This window comes from Nocardia gipuzkoensis (assembly GCF_021183645.1).
Classification (GTDB): Bacteria; Actinomycetota; Actinomycetes; order Mycobacteriales; family Mycobacteriaceae; genus Nocardia; species Nocardia abscessus.
In genome coordinates this window covers 921,072-943,776 of the sequence record NZ_CP089225.1, presented here as the reverse complement: position 1 = coordinate 943,776, position 22,705 = coordinate 921,072, and the positions used below count along the sequence as shown (strand labels likewise).

20 protein-coding genes are annotated in these 22,705 nt (G+C 70.1%); 8 read left to right on the top strand and 12 right to left on the bottom strand.

The window, feature by feature from the left end; translation table 11 throughout:
• Nucleotides 1-32: 32 nt before the first annotated feature.
• From LTT66_RS04400 to LTT66_RS04385, 4 genes are read right to left on the bottom strand one after another with little or no spacing between them, the layout of a single operon-like run.
• Nucleotides 33-1,538: a flavin-containing monooxygenase gene (locus LTT66_RS04400; RefSeq protein ID WP_233064060.1), complete on the bottom strand. Its 1,506-nt coding sequence runs from the start codon at nucleotides 1,536-1,538 to the stop codon at nucleotides 33-35.
• A gap of 11 nt (nucleotides 1,539-1,549) precedes the next feature.
• Nucleotides 1,550-2,470, bottom strand: coding sequence for a ferritin-like domain-containing protein (locus LTT66_RS04395; RefSeq protein WP_233068989.1), 921 nt, complete (start codon nucleotides 2,468-2,470; stop codon nucleotides 1,550-1,552).
• Between the two features lie 7 nt (nucleotides 2,471-2,477).
• Entirely contained in the window at nucleotides 2,478-3,380 is a 903-nt protein-coding gene (locus tag LTT66_RS04390) for an SDR family NAD(P)-dependent oxidoreductase (RefSeq protein WP_181721345.1), read from the bottom strand.
• A 1-nt stretch (nucleotide 3,381) separates the two neighbouring features.
• Nucleotides 3,382-4,368: an alpha/beta hydrolase gene (locus LTT66_RS04385; protein ID WP_233064052.1), complete on the bottom strand. Its 987-nt coding sequence runs from the start codon at nucleotides 4,366-4,368 to the stop codon at nucleotides 3,382-3,384.
• A 125-nt stretch (nucleotides 4,369-4,493) separates the two neighbouring features.
• Here LTT66_RS04385 and LTT66_RS04380 point away from each other — a divergent pair, with 125 nt between their 5' ends.
• The gene (locus LTT66_RS04380) at nucleotides 4,494-5,075 is read left to right on the top strand and encodes a GrpB family protein (protein WP_233064050.1); all 582 of its coding nucleotides are present in this window, start codon (nucleotides 4,494-4,496) and stop codon (nucleotides 5,073-5,075) included.
• 44 nt (nucleotides 5,076-5,119) lie between these two features.
• Here the strand turns inward: LTT66_RS04380 and LTT66_RS04375 are convergent, their stop codons facing one another.
• The gene (locus LTT66_RS04375) at nucleotides 5,120-6,070 is read right to left on the bottom strand and encodes a D-isomer specific 2-hydroxyacid dehydrogenase family protein (protein WP_233064048.1); all 951 of its coding nucleotides are present in this window, start codon (nucleotides 6,068-6,070) and stop codon (nucleotides 5,120-5,122) included.
• Between the two features lie 112 nt (nucleotides 6,071-6,182).
• On the bottom strand, nucleotides 6,183-7,160 hold the full coding sequence (gene ligD / locus LTT66_RS04370; protein WP_233064045.1) for a non-homologous end-joining DNA ligase: 978 nt from the start codon (nucleotides 7,158-7,160) through the stop codon (nucleotides 6,183-6,185).
• Between the two features lie 157 nt (nucleotides 7,161-7,317).
• On the opposite strand from ligD, the gene LTT66_RS04365 reads away from it, so the two are divergent.
• Together LTT66_RS04365 and LTT66_RS04360 are read left to right on the top strand one after the other, a co-directional pair.
• Nucleotides 7,318-7,539, top strand: coding sequence for a hypothetical protein (locus LTT66_RS04365; protein WP_233064043.1), 222 nt, complete (start codon nucleotides 7,318-7,320; stop codon nucleotides 7,537-7,539).
• Nucleotides 7,536-7,844 (top strand): hypothetical protein, encoded by a 309-nt coding sequence (locus tag LTT66_RS04360; RefSeq protein ID WP_228819801.1) that lies wholly within the window; start codon nucleotides 7,536-7,538, stop codon nucleotides 7,842-7,844. Before LTT66_RS04365 ends, LTT66_RS04360 begins: the two co-directional genes overlap by 4 nt.
• Before the next feature lie 458 nt (nucleotides 7,845-8,302).
• On the opposite strand, the gene LTT66_RS04355 is transcribed toward LTT66_RS04360, so the two are convergent.
• From LTT66_RS04355 to LTT66_RS04330, 6 genes are all read right to left on the bottom strand, one after another.
• A complete protein-coding gene (locus LTT66_RS04355; RefSeq protein ID WP_233064041.1) occupies nucleotides 8,303-10,426 on the bottom strand; it encodes a RecQ family ATP-dependent DNA helicase in 2,124 nt (707 codons plus the stop codon).
• 351 nt (nucleotides 10,427-10,777) lie between these two features.
• Nucleotides 10,778-11,710, bottom strand: a complete 933-nt coding sequence (locus tag LTT66_RS04350) for an alpha/beta fold hydrolase (protein WP_233064039.1) — start codon at nucleotides 11,708-11,710, stop codon at nucleotides 10,778-10,780.
• Between the two features lie 262 nt (nucleotides 11,711-11,972).
• Nucleotides 11,973-13,196: an RtcB family protein gene (locus LTT66_RS04345; protein WP_233064037.1), complete on the bottom strand. Its 1,224-nt coding sequence runs from the start codon at nucleotides 13,194-13,196 to the stop codon at nucleotides 11,973-11,975.
• A gap of 93 nt (nucleotides 13,197-13,289) precedes the next feature.
• Entirely contained in the window at nucleotides 13,290-14,384 is a 1,095-nt protein-coding gene (locus LTT66_RS04340) for an amidohydrolase family protein (RefSeq protein WP_233064035.1), read from the bottom strand.
• Nucleotides 14,372-15,742: a type I glutamate--ammonia ligase gene (locus LTT66_RS04335; protein WP_233064033.1), complete on the bottom strand. Its 1,371-nt coding sequence runs from the start codon at nucleotides 15,740-15,742 to the stop codon at nucleotides 14,372-14,374. The genes LTT66_RS04340 and LTT66_RS04335 overlap by 13 nt, the downstream gene beginning before the upstream one ends.
• 53 nt (nucleotides 15,743-15,795) lie before the next feature.
• Nucleotides 15,796-16,674 carry a ribokinase gene (locus tag LTT66_RS04330; RefSeq protein WP_233064025.1) on the bottom strand — a complete coding sequence of 293 codons (879 nt, stop codon included), beginning with the start codon at nucleotides 16,672-16,674 and terminating at the stop codon, nucleotides 15,796-15,798.
• A gap of 109 nt (nucleotides 16,675-16,783) precedes the next feature.
• On the opposite strand from LTT66_RS04330, the gene LTT66_RS04325 reads away from it, so the two are divergent.
• The 5 genes from LTT66_RS04325 to LTT66_RS04305 all read left to right on the top strand — a co-directional run bounded on the left by LTT66_RS04325 (nucleotide 16,784) and on the right by LTT66_RS04305 (nucleotide 22,705).
• A complete protein-coding gene (locus tag LTT66_RS04325) occupies nucleotides 16,784-18,049 on the top strand; it encodes a glutamate-5-semialdehyde dehydrogenase (RefSeq protein WP_233064024.1) in 1,266 nt (421 codons plus the stop codon).
• A 93-nt stretch (nucleotides 18,050-18,142) separates the two neighbouring features.
• Nucleotides 18,143-19,021: an AAA family ATPase gene (locus tag LTT66_RS04320; RefSeq protein ID WP_233064020.1), complete on the top strand. Its 879-nt coding sequence runs from the start codon at nucleotides 18,143-18,145 to the stop codon at nucleotides 19,019-19,021.
• A gap of 3 nt (nucleotides 19,022-19,024) precedes the next feature.
• Nucleotides 19,025-20,452: a vWA domain-containing protein gene (locus LTT66_RS04315; RefSeq protein WP_233064013.1), complete on the top strand. Its 1,428-nt coding sequence runs from the start codon at nucleotides 19,025-19,027 to the stop codon at nucleotides 20,450-20,452.
• A gap of 9 nt (nucleotides 20,453-20,461) precedes the next feature.
• Entirely contained in the window at nucleotides 20,462-20,800 is a 339-nt protein-coding gene (locus tag LTT66_RS04310) for an MmcQ/YjbR family DNA-binding protein (protein ID WP_233064011.1), read from the top strand.
• Between the two features lie 54 nt (nucleotides 20,801-20,854).
• Entirely contained in the window at nucleotides 20,855-22,705 is a 1,851-nt protein-coding gene (locus LTT66_RS04305; RefSeq protein ID WP_233064009.1) for an HSP90 family protein, read from the top strand.

Below are 22,705 nucleotides of genomic sequence, written 5' to 3'. Positions count from 1 at the left end.
GTCTATCGTCCGCGCCGCCGGTTCCTCGGCACCTAGGAAACCGGTGCGACCCGTGGTTGCCGCTGGTCGGCGCTGGATTCGACGACGAGGTAGTCGTCGAGATCCACCGCGCGCAGCTGGTGGACGTACTGGGTGGCGAAACCCGGATACATCGTGGCGTTGAAGCCGTCCTCGGTGAGGTACCAGCTGCGGCATCCCGAGTTCCAGGTGGTAGCCGACAGCTTGCGCTGGATGGCTGCGTTGTAGCGGTCCTGGCGATCCCGCCGCACGTCCAGCATCCGCAGATTCCGGTCCAGGATGAGGCCGATCGCGCCGACCAGATAGTCGATCTGGGCTTCCATGTAGACCAGCGCCGAGTTGTGCCCCGGCCCGGAATTGGGTCCGAAGGTGAGATACAGGTTGGGATATCCGGAGACCGCGACGCTCTTGTAGGCGTAGGCGCCACGCGACCATTCGTCGGCGAGGACCCGGCCGTCGCGCCCGACCACCGGCACGGGCGTCCCGGCCTTGGAGACGTCGAAGCCGGTCGCGAAGACGATGCAATCCGCCTGGTGCTCGATGCCTTCCGCGGTGCGGATGCCGTGCTCGGAGATCCGGGCGATCGGCCAGGTGATCAGCTTGCAGTTGTCCCGCTGCAGGGCGGGGTAGTAGTCGTCGGTCATCAGCAGGCGTTTGCAGCCGGCCCGGAAGTCCGGGGTGAGCTGGCGGCGCAGCCAGGGGTCCTTGACCTGCCTGCGCAGCTGCGCTTTGCCGACCAGCTCGACCACCCTGGTCAGCGGCGTGTTCCAGACCACGCCCAGCGCCACCGACTCGTGCCCGTAGAACCAGGCGCGCCGGGCCAGTTGTTCGGCGGCCGGCACCCGGCGGTAGAGCTCCTTGGTCAGGCCGTTGGTCTGCCGGTCGACCCGCGGCAGCACCCAGCCCGGCGTGCGCTGGAACACCTTCACCGAGGCGGCCTTCTCGACCAGTTCCGGGATGATCTGGACCGCGCTGGCCCCCGTGCCGACGACCGCGACGCGTTTACCGGTGAAGTCGTAGTCGTGATCCCAGCGGGCGCTGTGGATCTTGTGGCCCTGATAGGTCTCGATGCCGCGAATATCCGGGAGACTGGCGTTGGCCAGCGGCCCCGACGCCAGCACCACGGTGCGGGCGAGGATCGGATGCGCGCGGCCTTCGACCGCGATTTCCCAGACCCCGGCCTGCTCGTCGAACACGATGCCGGTGACGTTGTGCCCCAACCGCAGGTGCGGGCCGAGCCCGAATTCCGCGGTCATCGCCTCGATGTAGCCGAGGATCTCGTTGCTCCCGGAATAGGTGCGCGACCAGTTCGGGTTGGGCGCGAAACTGTAGGAGTACAGCCGGGACGGAATGTCGCACGCCGCACCGGGATAGGTGTTGTCGCGCCAGGTGCCGCCGATCGCGGCGCCGCGCTCGAAGATCGCGAAATCGTGGATTCCGCGCTGCTTCAGCCGGATGGCCGTGCCGATGCCGGCGAACCCGCCGCCGATGACGGCGACATCCAAGGTGTGCGTGCTCATCGGGTTCCCTGTCATGCCGCGGGCTCGTAGGTCAGTTCCTTCGACCAGGTCGGGTTGTTGCGCAGCAGTGCCTTCGGCATCAGCCCGGTGATCTTCACCAGCGCGTCGGCCACCACGTGGTAGGGGTGACCACGATCGATCACCCAGCTGCCGTGCATCTTCACGATCTGGTACATCGGGAGTCGTCGGGCGAATTCGCTGCGCTCGCCGACATTCGCGTAGCGCTTGAGCGCGCCGTAGAGCTTCTCCTCGTCGACGCCCATCGCGACGATGTTGTCGCGCATCTTGTTCAGCAGCGGCACGTAGCTCAGCACGCCGATGATCAGCGAGGGCTTGGCCCAGCCGCCGACCAGGTCGATGAGCAGCTTGCGCATCTCGCCGTGCCCGAGCAGATCCATCACGGCGAAATCAACGGCCAGATGGCGGGATTCGTCGGAATTGATCTTCTTGAACGCCTCCTGGCAGACCGGGTCCTCGATCTCGTCCATGATGAACTTGATCAGCGCGCCGTCCAGGGCGACCTCCAGCATCGGGATCACGGTGCCGAGGAAAGACAGCGACATGTCGTCGGAGTACTTGTCCAGGAAGTCGATCACCAGCTTGACGTTGACGTTCGGCTGCGGGATCTCGTCGCCGTCGAGCATGCCCCACCGGCGCATCAGCGCCAGTTCGGCGTTGGCGTGCTTCTGCTCCTCGGCGTGGAAGTAGCGGTAGATCTCGCGCAGCGTCTCGTTCGGCGCCTTCTTGGCCATCGCCGCGAAGCCGCGCGCGCCGACGTTCTCGATCCACATCAGGTCGGCCATGAACGGCTTGAGCTTGGCGTGCAGTTCGGGCGTGATCGTCTCGGCGCCCGGCGCGTCCCAGTCGATGTCGGCCAGCGCCCACTGGCGATCCTTGATCTTGCGGAGCATGTCGTCGAAGTCCATCGCGATGGCCATGTCAGACTCCTGTCTTGTCGGCGACCGTCGTACGGTCGGTGGTGGTCGAGTCCTCTTGGGGCAGGAGCCGATCCAGGAGCCCGAGGACGAAGGTGTACTGCGCGGGGAAGTACCGCTTGAGCAGCCAGACGACGTGCGCGTCCAATTGGGGGAGCACGTAGAGCTGCCCGCGGTCGTGGGCGTCCAGGGCCGTGCGTGCGACGCGCTCTGGCGAGAAACCGGTCCAGCGCATGAGGAAATCGGCCAGTTGCGCCGACTCCCTGGTGATCCGGCCGTCACGGGCGACGTTCGTGCGCACGAACGTCGGGCACAGAACCGTGACCGCGACGCCGGAACCGCTCAGCTCGGCGGCCATGGTCTCCGACAGCGACAGCACGCCCGCCTTGGACACGTTGTAGGCGGCCATCGAGGGGGCGGCGGCGAATCCGGCGGCCGAGGCGACGTTGATGATGCCGCCGTGCCCGGCGGCGCGCAGGCGCGGAGCGAAGACCTCGCAGCCGTGCACCACGCCCCACAGGTTGATGCCGAGCGCCCACTGCCAATCATCGAAGCCGATGCGGCCCACCGGTTTTCCGCCGATGCCGACGCCCGCGTTGTTGACGACGAGGCTGACCGGGCGCTCGAACAGAGTTTCGGCGAACCGGGCCAGCAGCTCCACGTCTTCGCGCTGTGCGACGTCGCAGCGGAAGGCGTGGGCGGCGCCGGGGTGGGTGCGTTCGATCAGGGCGACGGTCTCGTCGGCACGCGCCTCGTCGATGTCGGCGCAGATCACCCGGCCGCCACGGGCCGCGATCTCCAGCGCGAACGCCCGCCCGATGCCGCTGCCCGCGCCGGTGACCACGGCTCGCGCGCCGTGCGTGCGCCGGGCCCGGCCCAGCGCCACCAGCTTGTCCAATCCGAACATCTCAACTCACCTTTTCCGTACCGGAGGTAGCGACCAGCGCCGCGCGCAGGAAGTCGGCGGCGCGGGCGATGGCCTGATCGGCCTCGGGCACCACCAGGGGAAGGGCCTGGAAGACGTGCAGTTGCCCCGGCCAGACCTCGAGTTCGCAGCTGCCGCCGGCGCGCCGGACCATCTCGCACAGCGCTCGCGCGTCGGCGGCGAGCATCTCGGTGCCGCCCACCTGCACCAGGATCGGCGGCAAGGCCAGACCGTGCGGAACGGCCAGTCGCAGGCGCGGCGCGTCGGCCGGGTGCCCGGTGGTGTAGGACGCGGGCAGCCTGCTCGCCGCGGCGGCGGAGATCAGTGGATCGGTCCGGACGCGTTCCTGCTCGGCGGCCAGGCCGAGGGTCAGGTCCAGCAGCGGGGAGAACATCGCGACCGCCGCGGGCTGGGGCCACCGGTGTCGTCCGTTCTCCACGAGCAGGTCGAGTGCGAGGTGCCCACCCGCGGAATCGCAGGCGATCACCAGGTCTCGCGCGGCGATGCCACGGCCGAGCAGCCAGCGGTAGCCTGCCTCGACGTCGTCGGCCGCGGCAGGGAACCGGTGTTCGGGCGCGAGGCGGTAGTCGGTGAGGAAGACCGGAAGCCCGGTCTTGGCCGAAAGCCGGGCGGCGAGAGCGCGATGCGTACGGGCCGAGCAGATCACATAGCCGCTGCCGTGGATGTAGTAGACCGCTCGCGTCCCGAACGGCACGCCGGCCGCCCGCACCCATTCGCCGCGAACCGCACCGGACCGGACCTGCGTTACGGACGTCCCGGGTGGAACCGGACCACCGACGGTCATCAAGGTGGCGATGAGCTTGCGCGCGAACCAGACGCCCGGCGTGTTCATCGGAACCGCGCAGTTCAGCGGACGCAGGGCGAGCCGAGAGGCTGCCGCGGCCACAGTGGCGCGGGCCGAGGGCGCGGCGGGGACGCCGGGTACCGAGGTCCTCGTTGACCTTGTCATGCGTTCAGAATCAGTCACCAATGTGCCAGTTGTCAATGGCACATTTCTAAGAGGCTGATTGTTTGCGTCTGTGCTGCGCGCATCGTGCAGCGCCTGAACGGAGGAGTGCGGCTGTACAGTGACGTGTGGCGATATTGGACGACGATGAGATCGCCGCCGTCACCGTCGGCGATTTGCGGCCGTATGCGGTCAAGGTGGTGCTCGAGGAATACAACCCCGCGTGGCCGGACTGGTACGCCGGGGAAGAAGCCGTCATTCGCGCGGCGCTGGGCGCGGTGGCTCTGCGGATCGAGCACACCGGCTCCACGGCGGTGCCCGGTCTCGCGGCCAAGCCGCTGATCGACATCCTGCTGCTGGTTCCGGACACCACCGACGAGCCCGCTTACGTTCCGGCTCTCGAGGCTGCCGGGTACACGTTACGGATCCGGCAGCCCGGCTGGTATCAGCATCGCTGTCTCGTCCGCCGTGTGGATACCGGCGCCTCGCGGGACGTGAACCTGCACGTGCTCTCGCCGGAGTCGGGAGCGCCGGAGATCGAGCGGATTCTGGCCTTCCGCGACCGGCTCCGCACGCACGACAGCGACCGGGAGTACTACGAGCGGAACAAACGTCAACTCGCACAACGCGACTGGAAGTTCGTCCAGCACTACGCCAACGCCAAGAGCGCGGTCATCGAGGAAATCCTCGGCCGGGCGCTGTCCGGCTGACGGTCGCGATGCGCGCGGATGTCGCGGTCGCCGAGATGTTTTCGTCAGTACCCGCGCGCGGGATCGATCGGCGCCAGTAGCTGTCCTCCTTCGAGGAACCGCTTGACGTTCGCCTCGACGTGATCGGCGAAGGCCGCGAACCGCAGCTGGGGCGGGTTCGAATCATGCGGCGTGACAATCGCGTTCGGTAGCTTCCAGAGCGGATGCCCCGCCGGGAGCGGCTCGGGGTCGGTGACGTCGAGCGCGGCGCCGCCGATCGCGCCGGAGGACAGCGCCGCCACCAGCGCGTCGGTGTCGACGAGGCTGCCGCGCGCCACGTTGACGATCCACGAGGACGGCTTGAGCCGCGCGAGTTCATCCGCACCGACGAGATGCCTGGTGGCGGGTGTGGCGGGCGCGGCGACCACCACGTGATCGGTGTGCGGCCAGACCCGGCCGAGATGATCGGCGGAAATCGTCTCGACCGAGGATGGAATGCCCGGGCCGGTGACCGGCCGCCCGCTGCGGTTGACGGCGATGATGTGCGCGCCGAGCGGGACCAGCATCGGGATCAGCGCGCGGCCGATGCCGCCCGCGCCGACGATCGTCACCGTCTTGCCGCGCAGCGTGCCGACGTGGGGAAAGAAGTCCTGTTGCCGCCAGTCCGTCGCGCGCAGGTGCTCGGGCAGGTACCGGACGCCCGCGAGCAGCAGCATGAGCGCGTGCTCGGCCACGCTCGCCGCGAAAGCGCCTGCGGCCGAGGTGAACCGGACACCGGGATGCCGGGCGATGATGCCCGCGGTGAACCAGTCCTCGACGCCCGCGGCCGGGAGCTGCACCCACTCCACGCGGGCGGGCAACTCCTCGGGGAACTCCTCAGGATCGCCGACCCAGATCAGCCCCTGCGCCTCGTCGAGGCCGGAGACCACGGCGCCCGCCTCCAGCACGGCCTTCTCCACCAGCGTGGGAGGAGGGTCGGTGGGGCCGATCGCGATGGATACTGCCGGTCGGTTCATGGACGGACCTCCTTCGGAGCAGTAGGACGTGGTCGCGAGCGGGGTGGACGTTGCGACCGTAGCACCGCCGGGCGTGCGCCGATCGGTCGCGGGACGCCGGTCCGGATGGGCGCTAGGCCTCGCGCCGATCCGTCTGCTCCTCGTCGAGCTCCACGTCCACTTTGTCCCGCTCGGCCCACTCCAGGAGAGGATCCAGGTGGAACACCGCGTCGTCCATGCCCGCGTGCAGATCGCCGAGTTCGGCGAAGCGAGCGGGAACGGTGGACATGGTGAAATCGCGCGGATCGATGTCGGGAATTTCGTCCCAGCGTACCGGGGTGGAGACCGTGGCGGCCGGGACGCCGCGCACAGAGTAGGCGGCGGCGATGGTGTGGTCGCGTGCGTTCTGGTTGTAGTCGACGAACAGCAGCTTCGGATCGCGGTCGCGGCGCCACCAGGTGGTGGTCACGTCGTCGGGTGCGCGGCGCTCGACTTCCCGGGCGAAGGCGAGCGCTGCCCGGCGCACATCCTGGAAACCTCGGTCCGGCGCGATCCGCACGTACACGTGCAGGCCCTTGCCGCCGGAGGTCTTGGGCCATCCGACGGCGCCGATCTCGTCGAGCACCTCGTGCACCACTCCGGCGACGCGCTGCACCCGCGACCACGGGCAGTCCGGCATCGGGTCGAGGTCGATGCGCCACTCGTCGGGGCGCTCGGTGTCGGCGGCGCGGGAATTCCACGGATGGAACTCGACCGTCGACATCTGCACCGCCCAGACGACGTCGGCGAGCTTCTCGACGCACAGCTCGTCGGCGTGCCTGCCATAGCGCGGAAAGTACACCCGCACAGTGGGAATCCAGTCCGGCGCGCCCGCGGGAAGCCGCTTCTGATGCACCTTGTCGCCCGCGAGTCCTTTGGGGAACCGGTGCAGCATGCAGGGCCGGTTGCGCAGCGCGTTGACGATGCCGTCGCCGACGCTCAGGTAGTACCGCACCAGATCGAGCTTGGTCGCGCCGGTCTCCGGGAAGTAGACCCGGTCCGGATTGGAGATACGGATCGTGTGGTCGTCGACCTCGAGTTCGATCGCCGACCCCGCGGATTTGCTTGCCACGAATCGACCTTAATGGGCAGAGCCGGACGGGGCCGGTCCGAAGCGCCGCGGGGTGTGGCGCGGCGATGGCGAGGCATTCCCACAGCGGGCGGCCTCGGGCCGGTACCGGTCGTCGCACCGCTCTGGTATGCATACGAATATGAGCAAGGCGACGCGCGTGACCGTCACATTGGATCCGCAGGTGGCCGAGTGGGCCAGGGAGGTCGCCGATCGCCAGCACCGCAGTCTGTCGGCGGTGATCAACGCCGCGCTGCGCACCACGCTCGTGCACGACAGCCTGACGGCGCTGGTCATCGACGACGAAGCCGAGCTGGCCGCCGCCTACGACGACGTCACGCTCACCCAGGCCGCCGAAGACGACGCCAGCGGCGCCGCATGAGACGCGGTGAGATCTGGCGCTACGCCCCGACGCTCAGCGACGGAACTCCTTTCCCGCGACGCATGACGGTCGTGCTGGTGTCCGACTCCGCGGTGATCACCTCGCGCTATCGCTGGCTGCAAGTCGTCCCGTTGCGCGACGCGGACCCCGGCCACGTGCTGGCCACCCACACCGAGCACGGCTGGGCCGACACCCTGAAACTGCACCGCGCCTACCGCCCCTGGCTCACCGAACACCTCGGTGTGCTCACCCAGGCCGAGACGGAATCACTCGACGCACGCTTGCGGGCGACGCTCAGTCTTTGATTGCAGCGCCTGCGGCGCTGCGTGTTCGCGGCCCCTTGGTGGCTCGCGTCCGAGTGACCGCCGCTTGCTCCTTCGTCGCCTACGCGGCGGCCACTCGGACGCGAGCCGGGCCGCGAACGGCGCATGCTCGGTCTCGCTTCGCTCGAAACCTGGGGCTGAGCTGGTGTGGTGCGTAGGCGGTGAGCCTCGCGGCCTGATTTTTGCCATCGTCAGGGCGGGGTGGGGTCGGCACTTGTGCTTCGTCACGGAGGCTGCGATTACTTGGACGTTCATGGTGGGCGAAGCTCGCGCAAACCTCGCTGTCGCTTCGTTCGAGACTTGCGGCTGGGAGGAGAGGTGGGGGACTGGTCGCTGTCTCGTCGCAGGCACACCCGATGGACGCCGGTGAGCGTGTTCGACGGTGCGGTGCGACATGTCCTGGGGGCAGGAGACCGGCCCGCGTCCGCCGAGGGCCGTCGTTATGTCGGGGTGGCCAGGGCGAACGGCAGGATGGCGTCGGCTCCGGCCGCGCGGAGCGCGTGGGCGGCGACGGTGAAGGTCCAGCCGGTGTCGGTGACGGTGTCCACGAGCAGGATCGGGCCCGGCACCTGGGTGAGGTCGGGGATCTCCCACGAGTCGAACAGTCCGGCGACGCGATGCGCGGAATTGGCCGCGGAGACCGGCGGCCTGCCCGGGCGGGTGCGCAGTGTGCCGAGGTCGTGCAGCCGGCCGACCTCGGCGAGCCGGGCGGCGAGGGTGGCGGTGAGTACGGGGTAGCGCGGGGATTCCAACGCGAGCACCGAGGTCGGGCGGGCTGCCCAGTCCCACTCCCGCAGAACGGCGATGCAGGCGTCGAAGACCGCGTCGGGAACCGGGTCGTCCGGTCCGTCGAGCAGTACTCGCAACCGCTGCCCCCAGCCGAGGTCGGTCAGCCTGCCGAGTACGCGACCGGTCTCGGCGCCGCCGGTGATCTTGCCGGACAGCGGGATTCCGAGCTTGGCCATGCCGGTGGGCCACTGCTTGCGCGGTGCGAGATCGATGCCGGGGCGGTCGAGCCGGGCTTTGGTCGCGGCGACCGCTTCGGCGGCCACGGTGCGGTCGGGGCGACTGCCGGTGCAGTTGTCGCAGCGGCCGCAGCCGGGCGAATCGGCGGATCCCGCGGACAGCCCGGGGTCGTCGAGCTGGCGGCGCAGGAACTCCATGCGGCAATCGGCGGTCGACTGGTAGTCGATCATGGCCTGCTGCTCGGCCTCACGCGCGATGGACAGCCGCTCGTAGCGCTCGGTGTCGTAGGTCCACGGCTCGCCGGTGGCGATCCAGCCGCCGCGGACGCGGCGTACCGCGCCGTCCACGTCGAGCACCTTCAGCACCATTTCCAGCCGGGAGCGGTTCAGTTCCACCAGCGGCTCCAACGCCGCGGTGGACAGCGCGCGGTCGGAGTCCAGCGCATCGAGCACGGCACGCACGATGTGCTCACGCGGGAAGGCGACGGAGGCGAAGTAGCTCCAGATCCGGGTGTCCTCGGGGCCGGGAAGCAGGACCACCTCGGCGCGGTCGGTGCCGCGCCCGGCGCGCCCTACCTGCTGGTAGTAGGCGATGGGCGAGGAGGGCGCGCCGACGTGCACCACGAACCCGAGATCGGGTTTGTCGAATCCCATGCCGAGCGCGGAGGTGGCGATGAGCGCCTTCACCTCGTTGTTCAGCAGCGCCGCCTCCAGTGCCTCGCGTTCGGCGGGGTCGGTCTGGCCCGTGTAGGCGGCGACGGTGTGGCCATGGGAGTTCAGCACGTCGGCCAGATCGTGCGCGGCGGCGACGGTGAGGGTGTAGACGATGCCGGAACCGGGCAGCCGGTGCAGGTGGCCACTGAGCCAGGCGGTGCGTTCCACGGCGTCGTCGAAGCGGACCACCGACAGGTGCAGCGACTCGCGATCGAGCGTGCCGCGCAGCACCAAGGTGTCGGTGCCGATCTGGGTGGCGACGTCGGTGACCACCCGGTCGTTGGCGGTCGCGGTGGTGGCGAGCACCGGGACGTCGGAGCCCAGGTCGGCGATCAGCGTCCGGATGCGCCGGTAGTCCGGCCGGAAGTCGTGGCCCCAATCCGACACGCAGTGCGCTTCATCGATCACCACCAGTCCGGCGTCGGCCGCGAGCCGGGGCAGCACCTGGTCCCGGAAATCCGGGTTGTTCAGCCGCTCCGGGCTGACCAGCAGGACGTCGACCGCGCCCGCCGCGACCTGTGCGTGGATCTCGTCCCACTCGGTGACGTTGCCCGAATTGATGGTGGCGGCCACCACCCCCGCGCGCTGCGCCGCCGCCACCTGGTTGCGCATCAGCGCGAGCAGCGGCGACACGATCACCGTGGGCCCGCGCCCGGCCCTGCGCAGCAGCTTGGCGGCGATGAAGTACACCGCCGACTTGCCCCAGCCGGTGCGCTGCACGACCAGCGCCCTGCGCCGCCGGACGACGAGCGCCTCGATGGCAGTCCACTGGTCCTCCCGCAGCGCAGCGCCCGCCCCGGCCAGTTCGCGCAACAGCTGTTCGGCATGCTCGCGCAGGTCGGGGGCCGTGAGGTCGATCGAGGACGCGCCGGTGGCCGTGGTCATGCGCTCCATCGTGCCCGACGGCTCCGACAGGTGAGCCCGCGCCCGACCGTTGCTGGGCGGCGGGACGTGCCAGCCGATGGTCCGGTGAGGGCGGCGCCACTTCCGGCTGCCCACCGGCCGGGTGAACACCGAGTCGGAGCTGAGGGTGAGGCAGTCACGCCGACCGGGATCGGTGAGCGCGGCGTCACTTCCGATCGCCCACCTGCCGGGTGAACACCGAGCCGGAGCCAGGGGTGAGGCGGTCACGCCGACCGGGAGCGGGGGTACGCGCGAGCAACCCCGATAAGCGGCCGGTGTGACGTTCGAGTGGCGCGCCTGGGGCTGATCGCGCAGCCAGGACGACGGTCGTGCTCAGCCGGGTCGCGCGGTCTCCGCCGCCAGCGCGACCAGCCGGGCGCGGACCAGGTCCGGACGCTCCTCGGCGATGAAGTGGCCGCAGTTCTCGACCAGTTCCAGGCGGTAGTCGTCGGCGCGGGCGGTCTCCTCGGCCGCGAGCGACGGATGGATCGCCGCGTCCTGGACACCGAACAGGGCGCGGATCGGAACCGTCGCCCGGCGTCGTTCGCCGTGTCCGGCCGACCGGGGTACTTCGCGCAGCAGGAAGGTGCGATAGGTGTCGGTCGCGGTGCGGGCACAGACGGGGTCGCGGAAACGGTCCGCGTACGCCCGGGTCACCTCGGGGCCGAATTCCTCGCGATTACGGACGGCGCCGGCGAAGACGAACTGCTCCAGGAAGCGGGTACGCCGGTGCAGGTAGTCGCCGAACGACGCGACGGCCGGTTGGTAGACCAGGAACCGCCACGCGTGCGGGAGGAAGCCGCGCGCCGTCTGCCACGGGTGGGCGATGTTGAGCGCCAGCAGGGCATCGAATCGCTCCGGCTTGCGCAACACGAGCAGGTGGGCGATGTAGCCGCCCCAGTCGTGGCCCACGAGCAGTACGCGCTCCAGGCCGAGCGCATCCAGCAGCGCGAGCAGGTCGGAGGCGATGTCCTCCTTGGCCCACCGGTGCGGCGCGGGACCCGACCAGCCGTAACCGGGCAGGTCGGGCGCGATGATCCGCAGTCCTTCCGGTGGATCGGCGAGCAGATGCCGGTAGGCGTAGTGATGCTCGGGCCAGCCGTGCAGCGCCAGCACCGGACGTCCGTCCACCGGGCCCGCCTCGGTGACATGGAAACGCACGCCGCGGGCGATCACCTCCGACCGCCGCACGCCGGGGATCTCCGGCGGGCCTGCCGCCGGGTCGGAGTCCGGAGGAGTCGAGAAGAACGAGGGCCACGAGGGCATATCCGATGATATCGAGGAAGTCGTCGGCAGATCCACGTCGACAGGTGCGGGCGCGTCGGCGTCGGTGCAGCTCGCCGCACTCCCTGGTGGCCGATGGCACAAGCGCCGGACCGGGCCGCAGTAACCGAGTCGGCTGGGCACTGACGCTCGACTTGTCTGCTCACCGGGGAGCCGAGTTCGTCGCTCACCTCGTGGCGACCCGGAGCGCGACGCGGCGCCGGGCGAGCGCGACTCGCCCGGCGCGAAGCCCGCTACGCGGCGGTCAGCCCTTGACGCAGAGCACCTGGCGCAACGTCGCGACCACGTCGACCAGGTCCCGCTGTGCCTCGATGACCTCGTCGATGTCCTTGTACGCCGCCGGGATCTCGTCCACCACGCCCGCGTCCTTGCGCGACTCGACGCCCTCGGTCTGCGCGATGAGATCGGCCACGGTGAACTGCTTCTTGGCCGCGTTGCGGCTCATCCGCCGCCCCGCGCCGTGCGAGGCGGACTGGAACGACGCCGGATTCCCCTTTCCGCGCACCACATACGAGCGGGTTCCCATCGAGCCGGGAATCAGCGCGAGATCGCCCGCTCCCGCCCGCACGGCGCCCTTGCGGGTGACCAGCATCGGCACGCCGTCGATGATCTCCTCCGCCACATAATTGTGGTGGCAGCTGATCGGCTGCTCGAAACGCACGCCCCGCGTCGCGAACTCGGCACTCACCGCACGGCAGACCAGGGCCAGCATCACCGCGCGGTTGCGCGCCGCGTACTCCTGGGCCCAGGTGAGGTCACGCCGGTAGGCGTCCATCTCCGGCGTGCCGGAGACGAAGACCGCCAGGTCGCGGTCGGGCAGGTCGACGTTGTGCGGCAGCGTCCGCGCGATCGCCATGTGCCGCTCGGCGAGTTCCTTGCCGATGTTGCGGCTGCCGGAATGCAGCAGGATCCACACCCGGTCGTCCTGGTCCAGGCAGACCTCGATGAAGTGGTTACCGCCGCCGAGCGTGCCCATCTGCTTGTGCGCCTTGGACTCTCGTGCCTGTACCCGGTCGTCCAGCGCGCCGAACGATCCCCAGAAGCGGTCCCAGCCCGCGCGCAGTGTGGCGGTGCTCGCGCCGAGCCCGGCCACCTGTGCGCCGAGCCGGGTGACGTCGACGGCGTCGCGGTGGGCCTGGAAGCCGACCGGCACCGCCGCCTCGATCCGCGACCGCAGCGAACGCAGGTTGTCGGGGAGATCGGCGGCGGTGAGGTCGGTGCGTACGCTCTCCATGCCGCAGCCGATGTCCACGCCCACCGCGGCGGGCGACACCGCGTCCTTCATCGCGATCACCGAGCCGACCGTGGCCCCCTTGCCGAGGTGCACGTCCGGCATCACGCGGACGCCGTGGACCCATTTCAGCGCGGCGATATTGCGCAGCTGCTGGAGCGCGGCCTGCTCGACCTCGTGCTCGGGGGCCCACATGAGCGTCTGCGCCTTGGTGCCGCGCAGCTCGACGGGAAACATGGTCTCGATCCTTTCGTCGGTCTTCGTCTCCAACGGTAGGGACCGAGCGCACCCGGCGCACCCCAATATCGAACCGGTCGGAATGCCCGGATGTCAGTGGGTGGCCGGGGCGAGGCGAGCGCGGTAGACGCGCTCGGCATTGCCGTGGGCGATGGCGCCGACCAGGCCTTCGGCGTCGGCGGTGGTGATCGCGTCGTCGGCGATCCACTCATCGATCAGCTTGCCGAGCCCGCGCCGCCAGAGCAGGGCGCCGAGATAGTGCAGCTCCGGAAGCCCGTAACCGTCCGAGGCGTAGAGCAGCGACCGGAACGGGGCGAGTTCCAGCGTCTCGGCGAGCACGGCGCCCGCGCGCTGTCCCACATACGGGATGGTGAGCCCGAGATCCAGATGGACGTGGTCGAAGACGTGCGCGAGGTAGGCGGCGTGGCGATGGAAGGGCCAGCAGTGCAGCAGCGATACCGAGAGGCCGGTGCCCGCGGTCCGGCGCAGGAAGTCGGTGAGCAGCGCCGGGTCGCCGCGCCGCAGGCGCAGATCGGGGTCGCCGAACCCGGTGTGGAACTGCAAGGGGATGCCGAACTCGGCGCCGATCCGCGCGCCGAGGCCCACCAGCCAGCCGAGTACCTGCGGATCGGTGAGCCGGTGCTCGGGCGCGAAACTGGTCGGCGGATGATCGCGCAGCGGGAAATCCAGACCGCACCGATAGGCGACGATCGTCTTCAGCCCCACGGCATGGGCGGCTCGCGCCCGCAGCTCGGCCTCGATCCGCTCGTAGACCCCGGACACCGCGCCGACTTGCGCCACGACTCGCTCGGCCACTTCCTCCAGCCGGACGATCTCACGCACCTCGCCGTCCACCAGGCCGGCGAAATCGGCTGTGCCGCCGCCGATCCCGGTGTCCAGGAACCACCTGGTCACGCCGGTCGCGCGCAGCAGCCGCGCGGCCACCTCGCGCGCACCGAGCCGGGCGCGATGACGGAGGTAGACGTCCGGGCTCACCTGGGCGGGCAGGTCGAGCGCCGGGGCGCACCACCGGCGCACCGCGAGCCCGAGCGCGGAATCGAAACTTCCGTGGGCGCCTTCGCCGAGCAAGCGCTCGAAGCCGGGACGGTCGAGCCCCTCGGTGGTGACGCCGTGACAGTGGTGGTCGGTGAGCGGAACACCGTCGGTGAGCACGGTCAGAACCGCCAACGCGTCAGCGCGACGAGCTCTTCGGCGCTCGCCTCGGCATACCGCTCGGCTTCCGCGCGCCGCACGGTGAGCAGCGCGTCGTGCAGCTCGGCGCCCATCGCCGCGGCGAGCACCCGGGACGCGGCGAGCTGATCGGCGGCTTCGGTCGGTGTGGTCGGCAGTCGGCGCACACCCGACATCATGAGCGCTTCGGCGTCGAAAGTCACCGGGTCCCCGGTGATTTCGGTGGGCAGGCGCAGCTGTTCGGCCACCCCGGCGAGTCCGGCCGCGAGCACCGAGCCGACGATCAGGTACGGATTCCCGGTCGCGTCGAAGCACTTGATCTCGGCGTTGGCCGCCCAGCCCTCGGTGCCGCGCACGCCGGTGATGAAGCGCAGCGCGGCCTCTCTGGTCTCGCGACCCCAGCACTGCCACACACCGGCCCAGCGCGAGGGCGCCAGCCGCAGGAAGCTCACCGGATTGCCCGCGCCGACCGCGACCAGCGCGGGGAGTTCCCGCAGTATCCCGGCGAGGAACGCCTCGCCGGTCCGGCGCATCCCGTGCGGACCGTCACCGTGGGCGAACAGCGGCCCTTGCTCGTCGTGCACCGACAGGTGCAGATGCGCTCCGGAGCCGGTGCCGCCGGGTTCGATGCACGGCGCCAGCAGTGCGCGCCAGCCGTGCCGCGCGCTCACCTGACGGATCGTGTGCCGGACCAGCACGGCCTCGTCCGCGGCGGTGACCGGCTCGGACGGCTCGATCGACAATTCCAGTTGGCCGAGCGCGTATTCCGGGTGGAACTGGTTGACGGTGATGCCCTGCCGTTCCAGCACCGCGACCAGGTCCGCGGCGTACTCGGCGACCTGGCCGAGCCGCACCATGCCGTAGGCGGGGCCGTGGATCGCGGGGGTGAAGCCGTCGGTGTCGTCGGCCCGGCCCACGGACCACTCGGTCTCGAATGCCATGGACAACCCCAGCCCCGCCGCCTGCGCCGCCTCGGCCTGGCGCGCCGCGAAGTGGCGCTGGCAGGCGGCGAAGCGGGTGCCGTCCTGGGTGTACTTGTCGGTTGGCGCCCACGCCCAGCCGGGCTGGCAGGCCAGTTCGGTCAGCATGGTCAGATCGGGGATCAGCCGCAGATCCCCGTCGGGGCCACCGAGATAGCGCCCGACCGCCATCAGGTCGTCGAAGGCGAAGGTCTCGAAGCACGGGGACACGCCGACGCCGTACCAGGACGCGAGGTCCAGCCGTTGCTTGGGCACCGCCTTCACCCGCGTGATGCCCGCGTTGTCCACGAAGCTCAGCGCGACCATGGCCGCGTCCAGTTTGCCGACCAGGGCGGTGTCGCCGTCGGCGGGAATGCGATCCGGCGTGGTGGCCATGCCCCCACGATATCGGCTCGGACGCACCGGCAGCCGGGTCGGCGCGCGCGACGCTACTCGGCGGCCAGCGCGGCGGTGATCTCTTCGCGGGTGGGGATCGAACTGCTGGCGCCCAGCCTGGTCGTCGCCAGCGCTCCGGCAGCGCAGGCCCAGGTCAGAGCCCATTCCGGACCCCGATGCCAGGCCGCCGCCAGCGCGCCGGTGAAAGCGTCGCCCGCCCCGGTGGTGTCCACGACGTCCACTTGGGGGCTGGGCCGCGACAGGCGCGCACCGGCGGGTCCGCGATAGTCCGCGCCCGCCGCGCCACGGGTGACCACCAGGTGCGCAACCGGATCGAGGTCGGCGCCCAATCGCTCGGCCTCGCCCGAATTCACCACGGCCACATCGACATCGGCCCACAGCTCGGCGGGCAGCCGGCGGACCGGCGAGGGGTTCAGCACGACCGTCGTGCCGTTGGCCCTGGCGTGGTGCGCCGCGGCGGCCACCGTGTCGACCGGAATCTCCAACTGGCACAACAGGATGTCGGCTGCCGCGATGGCCGTCAGGTCGTGCTCGGTCAGGCCGGTCATCCGCGCGTTGGCGCCGCCGACGACGATGATGCTGTTCTCGCCGTCGCCGTCGACCACGATCGTGGCGACGCCGCTCGGCCCGGCGACTGTGCGCAGCCGGTCGGTGGACACCGCGGCATCGGTGAGCGTCCTGCGCAGCTCGGCGGCGAAGACGTCGGTGCCGATCGCTCCGAGAAAACGCACCTCGCCACCCGCGCGCTGCGCCGCGACGGCTTGATTGGCCCCTTTCCCGCCCGGCACCATGGCGAAGCCGGTGCCCAGCACTGTTTCCCCGGGCTCGGGCCTGCCTCCGGTCGTGGTCACCAAGTCCATGTTGATGCTGCCGAGCACCACGATCGCGGGAGCGTCCGATTCGGCCGTCATACCGCCGGACGGTAGTCGCCGGACTTGCCTCGCGCACGCACCCGCACGGCGTCACCGAGCCGTCCAGCGGGTGGGATCGGCGCCGGACCGGGTGCGTAGGCTGTAGTGCATGACGGTAGGAACGACCGCCCAGCCGGATGTTCGTGAGGTGGTGCACGAGGCCGCGCGCAAGGCGAGGGTAGCGTCGCGGGTGCTGGCCCAGCTGACGACCGCGCAGAAGAACGACGCCCTGCACACCGCCGCCGACGCGCTGCTGACCGCCGCCGACCGGATCCTCGCCGCCAACGCCGAGGACATCGCCGCGGCGCAGGCGGCGGGCACCGAGGAGTCGCTGCTGGATCGCCTGCGGCTGACCAAGGCCCGCATCGACGGCATCGCGTCCGGATTGCGGCAGGTGGCCGGACTGCCCGACCCGGTCGGTGTGGTGGTGCGCGGCTCGACCCTGCCGAACGGCCTGGAGATCAAGCAGGTGCGCGTCCCGCTCGGCGTGGTCGGCATGGTGTACGAGGCCCGGCCCAACGTCACCGTCGACGCGTTCGGTCTCGCGCTCAAGTCCGGTAACGCCGCCCTGCTGCGCGGCTCGTCCTCGGCCGCCCGGTCCAATGCCGCGCTCGTCGTCGTGCTGCGTGAATCGCTTGCCGCGCAGGGCATCCCGGCCGATGCCGTGCAACTGCTGCCCAGCGAGGACCGCTCCAGCGTCACCCATCTGATCCAGGCCCGCGGCTTGGTCGACGTGGTCATTCCGCGCGGTGGCGCCGGGTTGATCAACGCGGTCGTCCGCGACGCCCGGGTGCCCACCATCGAGACCGGCACCGGCAACTGCCACGTCTACGTGCACGCCGCCGCGGATCTGGACATGGCCGAGCAGATCCTGATCAACGCCAAGACCCGCCGTCCCAGCGTGTGCAACGCGGCCGAGACCGTCCTGATCGACGCCGCGCTCGCCGACACCGCGCTGCCGCGGCTGACCGAGGCGCTGGAGAAGCACGGCGTGACCATCCACGGCGACCTGCCCGGCCAGGTCCCGGCCACCGACGCGGACTGGGGCGAGGAGTACCTCACCCTGGATATCGCGCTCAAAGTGGTCGACGGCCTGGACGCGGCGGTAGAGCACATCAACACCTGGGGCACCGGCCACACCGAGGCCATCGTCACCGGCGACCTCGCCGCGGCGCGCGAGTTCACCAGCCGCGTCGACGCCGCCGCCGTGATGGTGAACGCCTCCACCGCGTTCACCGACGGCGAGCAGTTCGGCTTCGGCGCCGAGATCGGCATCTCCACCCAGAAGCTGCACGCGCGCGGCCCGATGGCCCTGCCGGAACTGACCTCCACGAAGTGGATCGTCTGGGGCGAAGGCCAGGTTCGGCCGGTCTGACCCGCGCGGGCGGCGGTCGCGACCGCCGCCGAGTCGGCGCGGGCGCCGCGCTGCCGTAGCGTGGGGAGTGGTCTGGAAGGAAGGTGCTCGGTGGTGTCGGACAATACGGTTCAGGAACCGGTCTTCTCGTCGGTGGAAGACGTGATCGAGCGATTGGCGAGCACGGGCTACCTGGCGGACAAGGCCACCGCCACTTCGGTGTTCCTCGCCGACCGGTTGGGCAAGCCGCTGCTCATCGAGGGACCGGCCGGGGTGGGCAAGACCGAACTCGCGCGCGCGGTCGCGCAGACCTCGGGCGCCGAGCTGGTGCGATTGCAGTGCTACGAGGGCGTCGACGAGGCCCGCGCGCTGTACGAGTGGAACCACGCCAAGCAGATCCTGCGCATCCAGGCTTCCAGCGAGAACGACTGGCAGGAGACGAAGGCCGACGTCTTCACCGAAGAGTTTTTGTTGTCGCGCCCGCTGCTGACCGCGATCCGGCGCACCGATCCCACGGTCTTGCTGATCGACGAGACCGACAAGGCCGACGTCGAGATCGAGGGTCTGCTGCTCGAGGTGCTCAGTGATTTCGCGGTGACCGTGCCGGAACTGGGCACCATCACCGCCAGCCGCAAGCCGTTCGTCGTGCTCACCTCGAACGCCACCCGCGAGCTGTCCGAGGCGCTCAAGCGCCGCTGCCTCTACCTGCACCTGGACTTCCCGGACGAGGAGCTGGAGCGGCGCATCCTGGCCAGCCGGGTGCCCGAGCTGTCCGCCGCGGTCGCCGCGCAGCTGGTGCGGATCGTGCACGTGCTGCGCGGCATGCAGTTGAAGAAGCTGCCCTCGGTCGCGGAATCGATCGACTGGGGCCGCACACTGCTCGCTCTCGGCCTGCGCGACCTGGACGACACCACCGTGCGCGCCACCCTCGGTGTCGTGCTCAAACACCAGAGCGACCATCAGCGCGCGCTGGCCGAACTGAAGCTGGCCTGAGCCATGTCGGCGGGATCGGTCCCCCCGGATGCCGCACCGCTGAGCGCGCCGCACGGGCTGCCCGGGCATCTGGTCGGCTTCGTGGAGGCGCTGCGAGCGCGCGGGATACCGGTCGGGCCTTCGGAGACGGTGGACGCGGGCCGCGTGATGACCGTGCTCGACCTGATGGACCGCGAGGTCCTGCGTGAGGGTTTGGCCTGCGCCCTGCTGCGGCGCACCACCCACCGCGCGATCTACGACGGGCTGTTCGACCTGTGGTTCCCGGTCGCGCTCGGAGAACGCACGGCGACCGAGGACGAGATCGAGATCCCTCGCACGCCCACCGGTGACGTCGACATCCCGGCGCTGCGCGAGCTACTCGCCGAACTGCTCACGCAGGAGGCGGCGACCCAGCAGCTGGAGGCGCTGGCCGCGCAACTGGTCGAGCGGCTCGGCCGCTATCAATCCGCGGGCGGCTCGTCGTTCTCGGCGTACAAAACGCTGAAAGAGGTGCAGCCGCAAACGCTGCTGGCGAAAATTCTGGCCGGACTGTCCCTCGGGCCCGACACCAGCGATTTCGACATGGAGGTCGCCCGCCGCGCGGCGCGGCAGCGGATCGCCGGTTTCACGGCCTCCGTCGAGGCGGAGACCAGGAGGCGGGCCGCCGAACGATTCGGCCGCGAGCGGGTGGCGAGCTACAGCGTCGCCCGGCAGGCCGAAGAGGTCGACTTCCTTCGTGCGTCCCAGGCCGAACTCGCCGAGCTCAAACGCGGTGTCCAGCGACTGGCCCGCATCCTGGCCGCGCGCCTGGCCGCGCGACGCAGGCACGCCCGCCGCGGCGAAATCGACTTGCGCCGCACCCTGCGCAAATCCATGTCGACCGGCGGGGTGCCGATCGATCTGGTGAACCGTAAGCCGCGTCCCGGCCGCCCGGATCTGGTGCTGCTGTGCGACGTCTCCGGCTCGGTGGCCGGTTTCAGCAACTTCACGCTGCTGCTGGTGAGCGCGCTGCGCGAGCAGTTCTCCCGGGTACGGATCTTCGCGTTCGTCGATCAGGTCGATGAGGTGACCCGGTTCTTCGATCCGCACACCCAGCTCGAAGAGGCGATGACCAGGATTTTCACCGAGGCCGACGTCACGGGCCCGGACGGGCACTCCGACTACGGCCACGCGCTGGCCGGATTCGCCAGGGACTTCCCGGATGCTGTCACCAGCCGCACGTCGCTGCTGATCCTCGGCGACGCCCGCACGAACTACCGCGACCCGCGACTGGCCACCCTCCGGTCGCTGGTCGAAGTCGCCAAGCACGCGCACTGGCTCAATCCGGAACGGCAGGACCAGTGGGGCTCCGGCGATTCCGCCGCGGACAAGTACCGCGATGTCATCGAAATGCACGAATGCCGCTCGGCGAAACAGCTCACCGCGGTCGTGTCCCGGCTGCTTCCGGTGTAGGAGACGAGCATGGACGACGCCGCTCTGCTGAGCTACTGCCTGGCCAAGCCGGGCGCCTGGCAGGACGAGCCGTGGGAGGGCGACGTAGTCGCAAAGGTCGGCGACAAGATCTTTGCTTTCCTCGGCGCCACATCGGTCGGCCTCAAATGCGGACGGTCCCGCGAGGAGGCCGACGAACTGGTCCGGGTGTACCCGGACGACGTGGCGGCGTCGGCCTACATCGGGCGGTACGGCTGGAACGTCGTCCAGCTCGCAGGCGCCGTCCCGGATAACGAACTGTACGAGCTGGTCGATCTCTCCTACGACGCCGTCGTGGGCAAACTGCCGAAATCCAAGCGCCCCACCTGAGGCGAAAGCCTTCCTTAAGGGAACCTTTGGCGGGTGCCGACAAGATCGGCAGCCATGGTGAACAGAACGCCGCACGATCCGGCGGCGGCGCACAACAACTATTCGTTCCAGGTCGACCTGCGCGGGATAGTCGATCTGCTCTCGCATCACCTCTACTCGAGCCCGCGGGTCTATCTACGCGAGCTGTTGCAGAATGCCGTCGACGCGGTCACCGCGCGCACCTTGCAAGACCCGGGGGCGCCCACTGCGATCCGGCTCACCGTGGACGGGTCCGGCCTGCGGCTCAGCGATCCCGGTGTCGGCTTGACCGAGGCCGACGTCCACCGGTTCCTCGCCACCATCGGCCGTTCCGCCAAGCGCGACGACATCGAAGGCGCACGACGCGAGTTCCTCGGGCAGTTCGGGATCGGACTGCTGGCTTGTTTCACCGTCGCCGAGACCATCCGGGTGGTCAGCAGATCGGCCACCGACCCGACCGCACCGCCCGTCGAGTGGCTGGCCGCCGCCGACGGCACGTACTCGGTGCGTTCGCTCGACCCGGGGGAACACCCGGAGCCGGGCACCATGGTGTGGCTCGCTCCGCGCCGGGGAGCGCAGGCGTGGTTCCAGCCCGAGCGGGTGATCGATCTGGCGCGCGAGTTCGGGTCGCTGCTGCCCTATGAGGTGACGGTGGAGGCGGACGGTGTCGTGACGACGGTCACCGAAGGCGTTCCGGTCTGGCGTCGCGGGTATCCGACACCGGGCGAGCGCAGGGCCGCGTTGCTCGCGTACGGTCACCGGACGCTGGGCTTTCCCCCGCTCGACGTGATCGACCTCGATGCCGGTCCGGCCGGAGTCAGCGGCGTGGCGTACGTGCTGTCCCAACCGGGGAATCCGTCCGAGAGCAGTGCGCATCGGGTGTACCTCAAAGGGATGCTGCTGGGCGACGCGGTGCGCGGCGTGCTGCCGGACTGGGCGTTCTTCGTGCGCTGTGTGATCGACACCGACATGCTGCGTCCCACCGCGTCGCGGGAAGGGCTCTACGAGGACGAGCGGCTCGCCGTGGTCCGGGAAGTGCTCGGCGACCGGATCCGGGACTGGATCACCGAGATCGCCGCCGAACAGCCGCAGCGGCTGGCCGCGTTCCTGTCCGTGCACGCCCTCGGAGTGAAGGCCCTGGCCTCGCATTCTCTCGACCTGCTGCGGATCATGTTGCCGCACCTGCACTTCGAGACCACCGACGGCCGGGTGCCGCTCACCGAGTTCGCCCGCGCTCACCGGACCGTGCGGGTGACCGCGACGGTGGAGGAATTCCGTCAGGTGGCCGCGACCGCCGCCGCGCAGGGGATCGGCGTGGTCAACGGCGGCTACGCCTACGACCGCGAGCTGGTCGCGCAGCTGCCCCGGCTGCTGGCCGGCGTCGAGGTGGTGGAACTGGACGCCGACGCGATCACCGCGGCGCTCGACCCGGTCGACCCCGGAGAGGAACTGGCGCTGGCCCCGGTGCTCGCGGTGGCGCGCACCACGCTCGACTCCTTGTCCTGCGACGTGATCCTGCGCGCTTTCCATCCGGTCTCGGTGCCCGCGCTCTACCTCGACGGCCGCGCCGCCCGTAACGAACGCGCCAGGGCGCAGACCGCCGAGGGTGCCGACGAACTGTGGACCGAGATCCTGGGCGCCCTGGCCGTCGCCACGCCGCGGGCGCAGCTCGTGCTCAACCACCACAGCCCGATCGTGCGCAGACTGGCCCGCATCGGCGACCCGGGCTTGCTGAAGACGGCCGTGGAATCGCTGTACGGGCAAGCCCTGCTGATGACGCATCGTCCGCTCAGCGCGGCCGATACGGCATTGCTCAACCGCGCTTTCGGCGAATTCCTCGGCTGGGCCACACAACGCGCCGCGGGCCGCGGCGAAGAGACGGAGTGA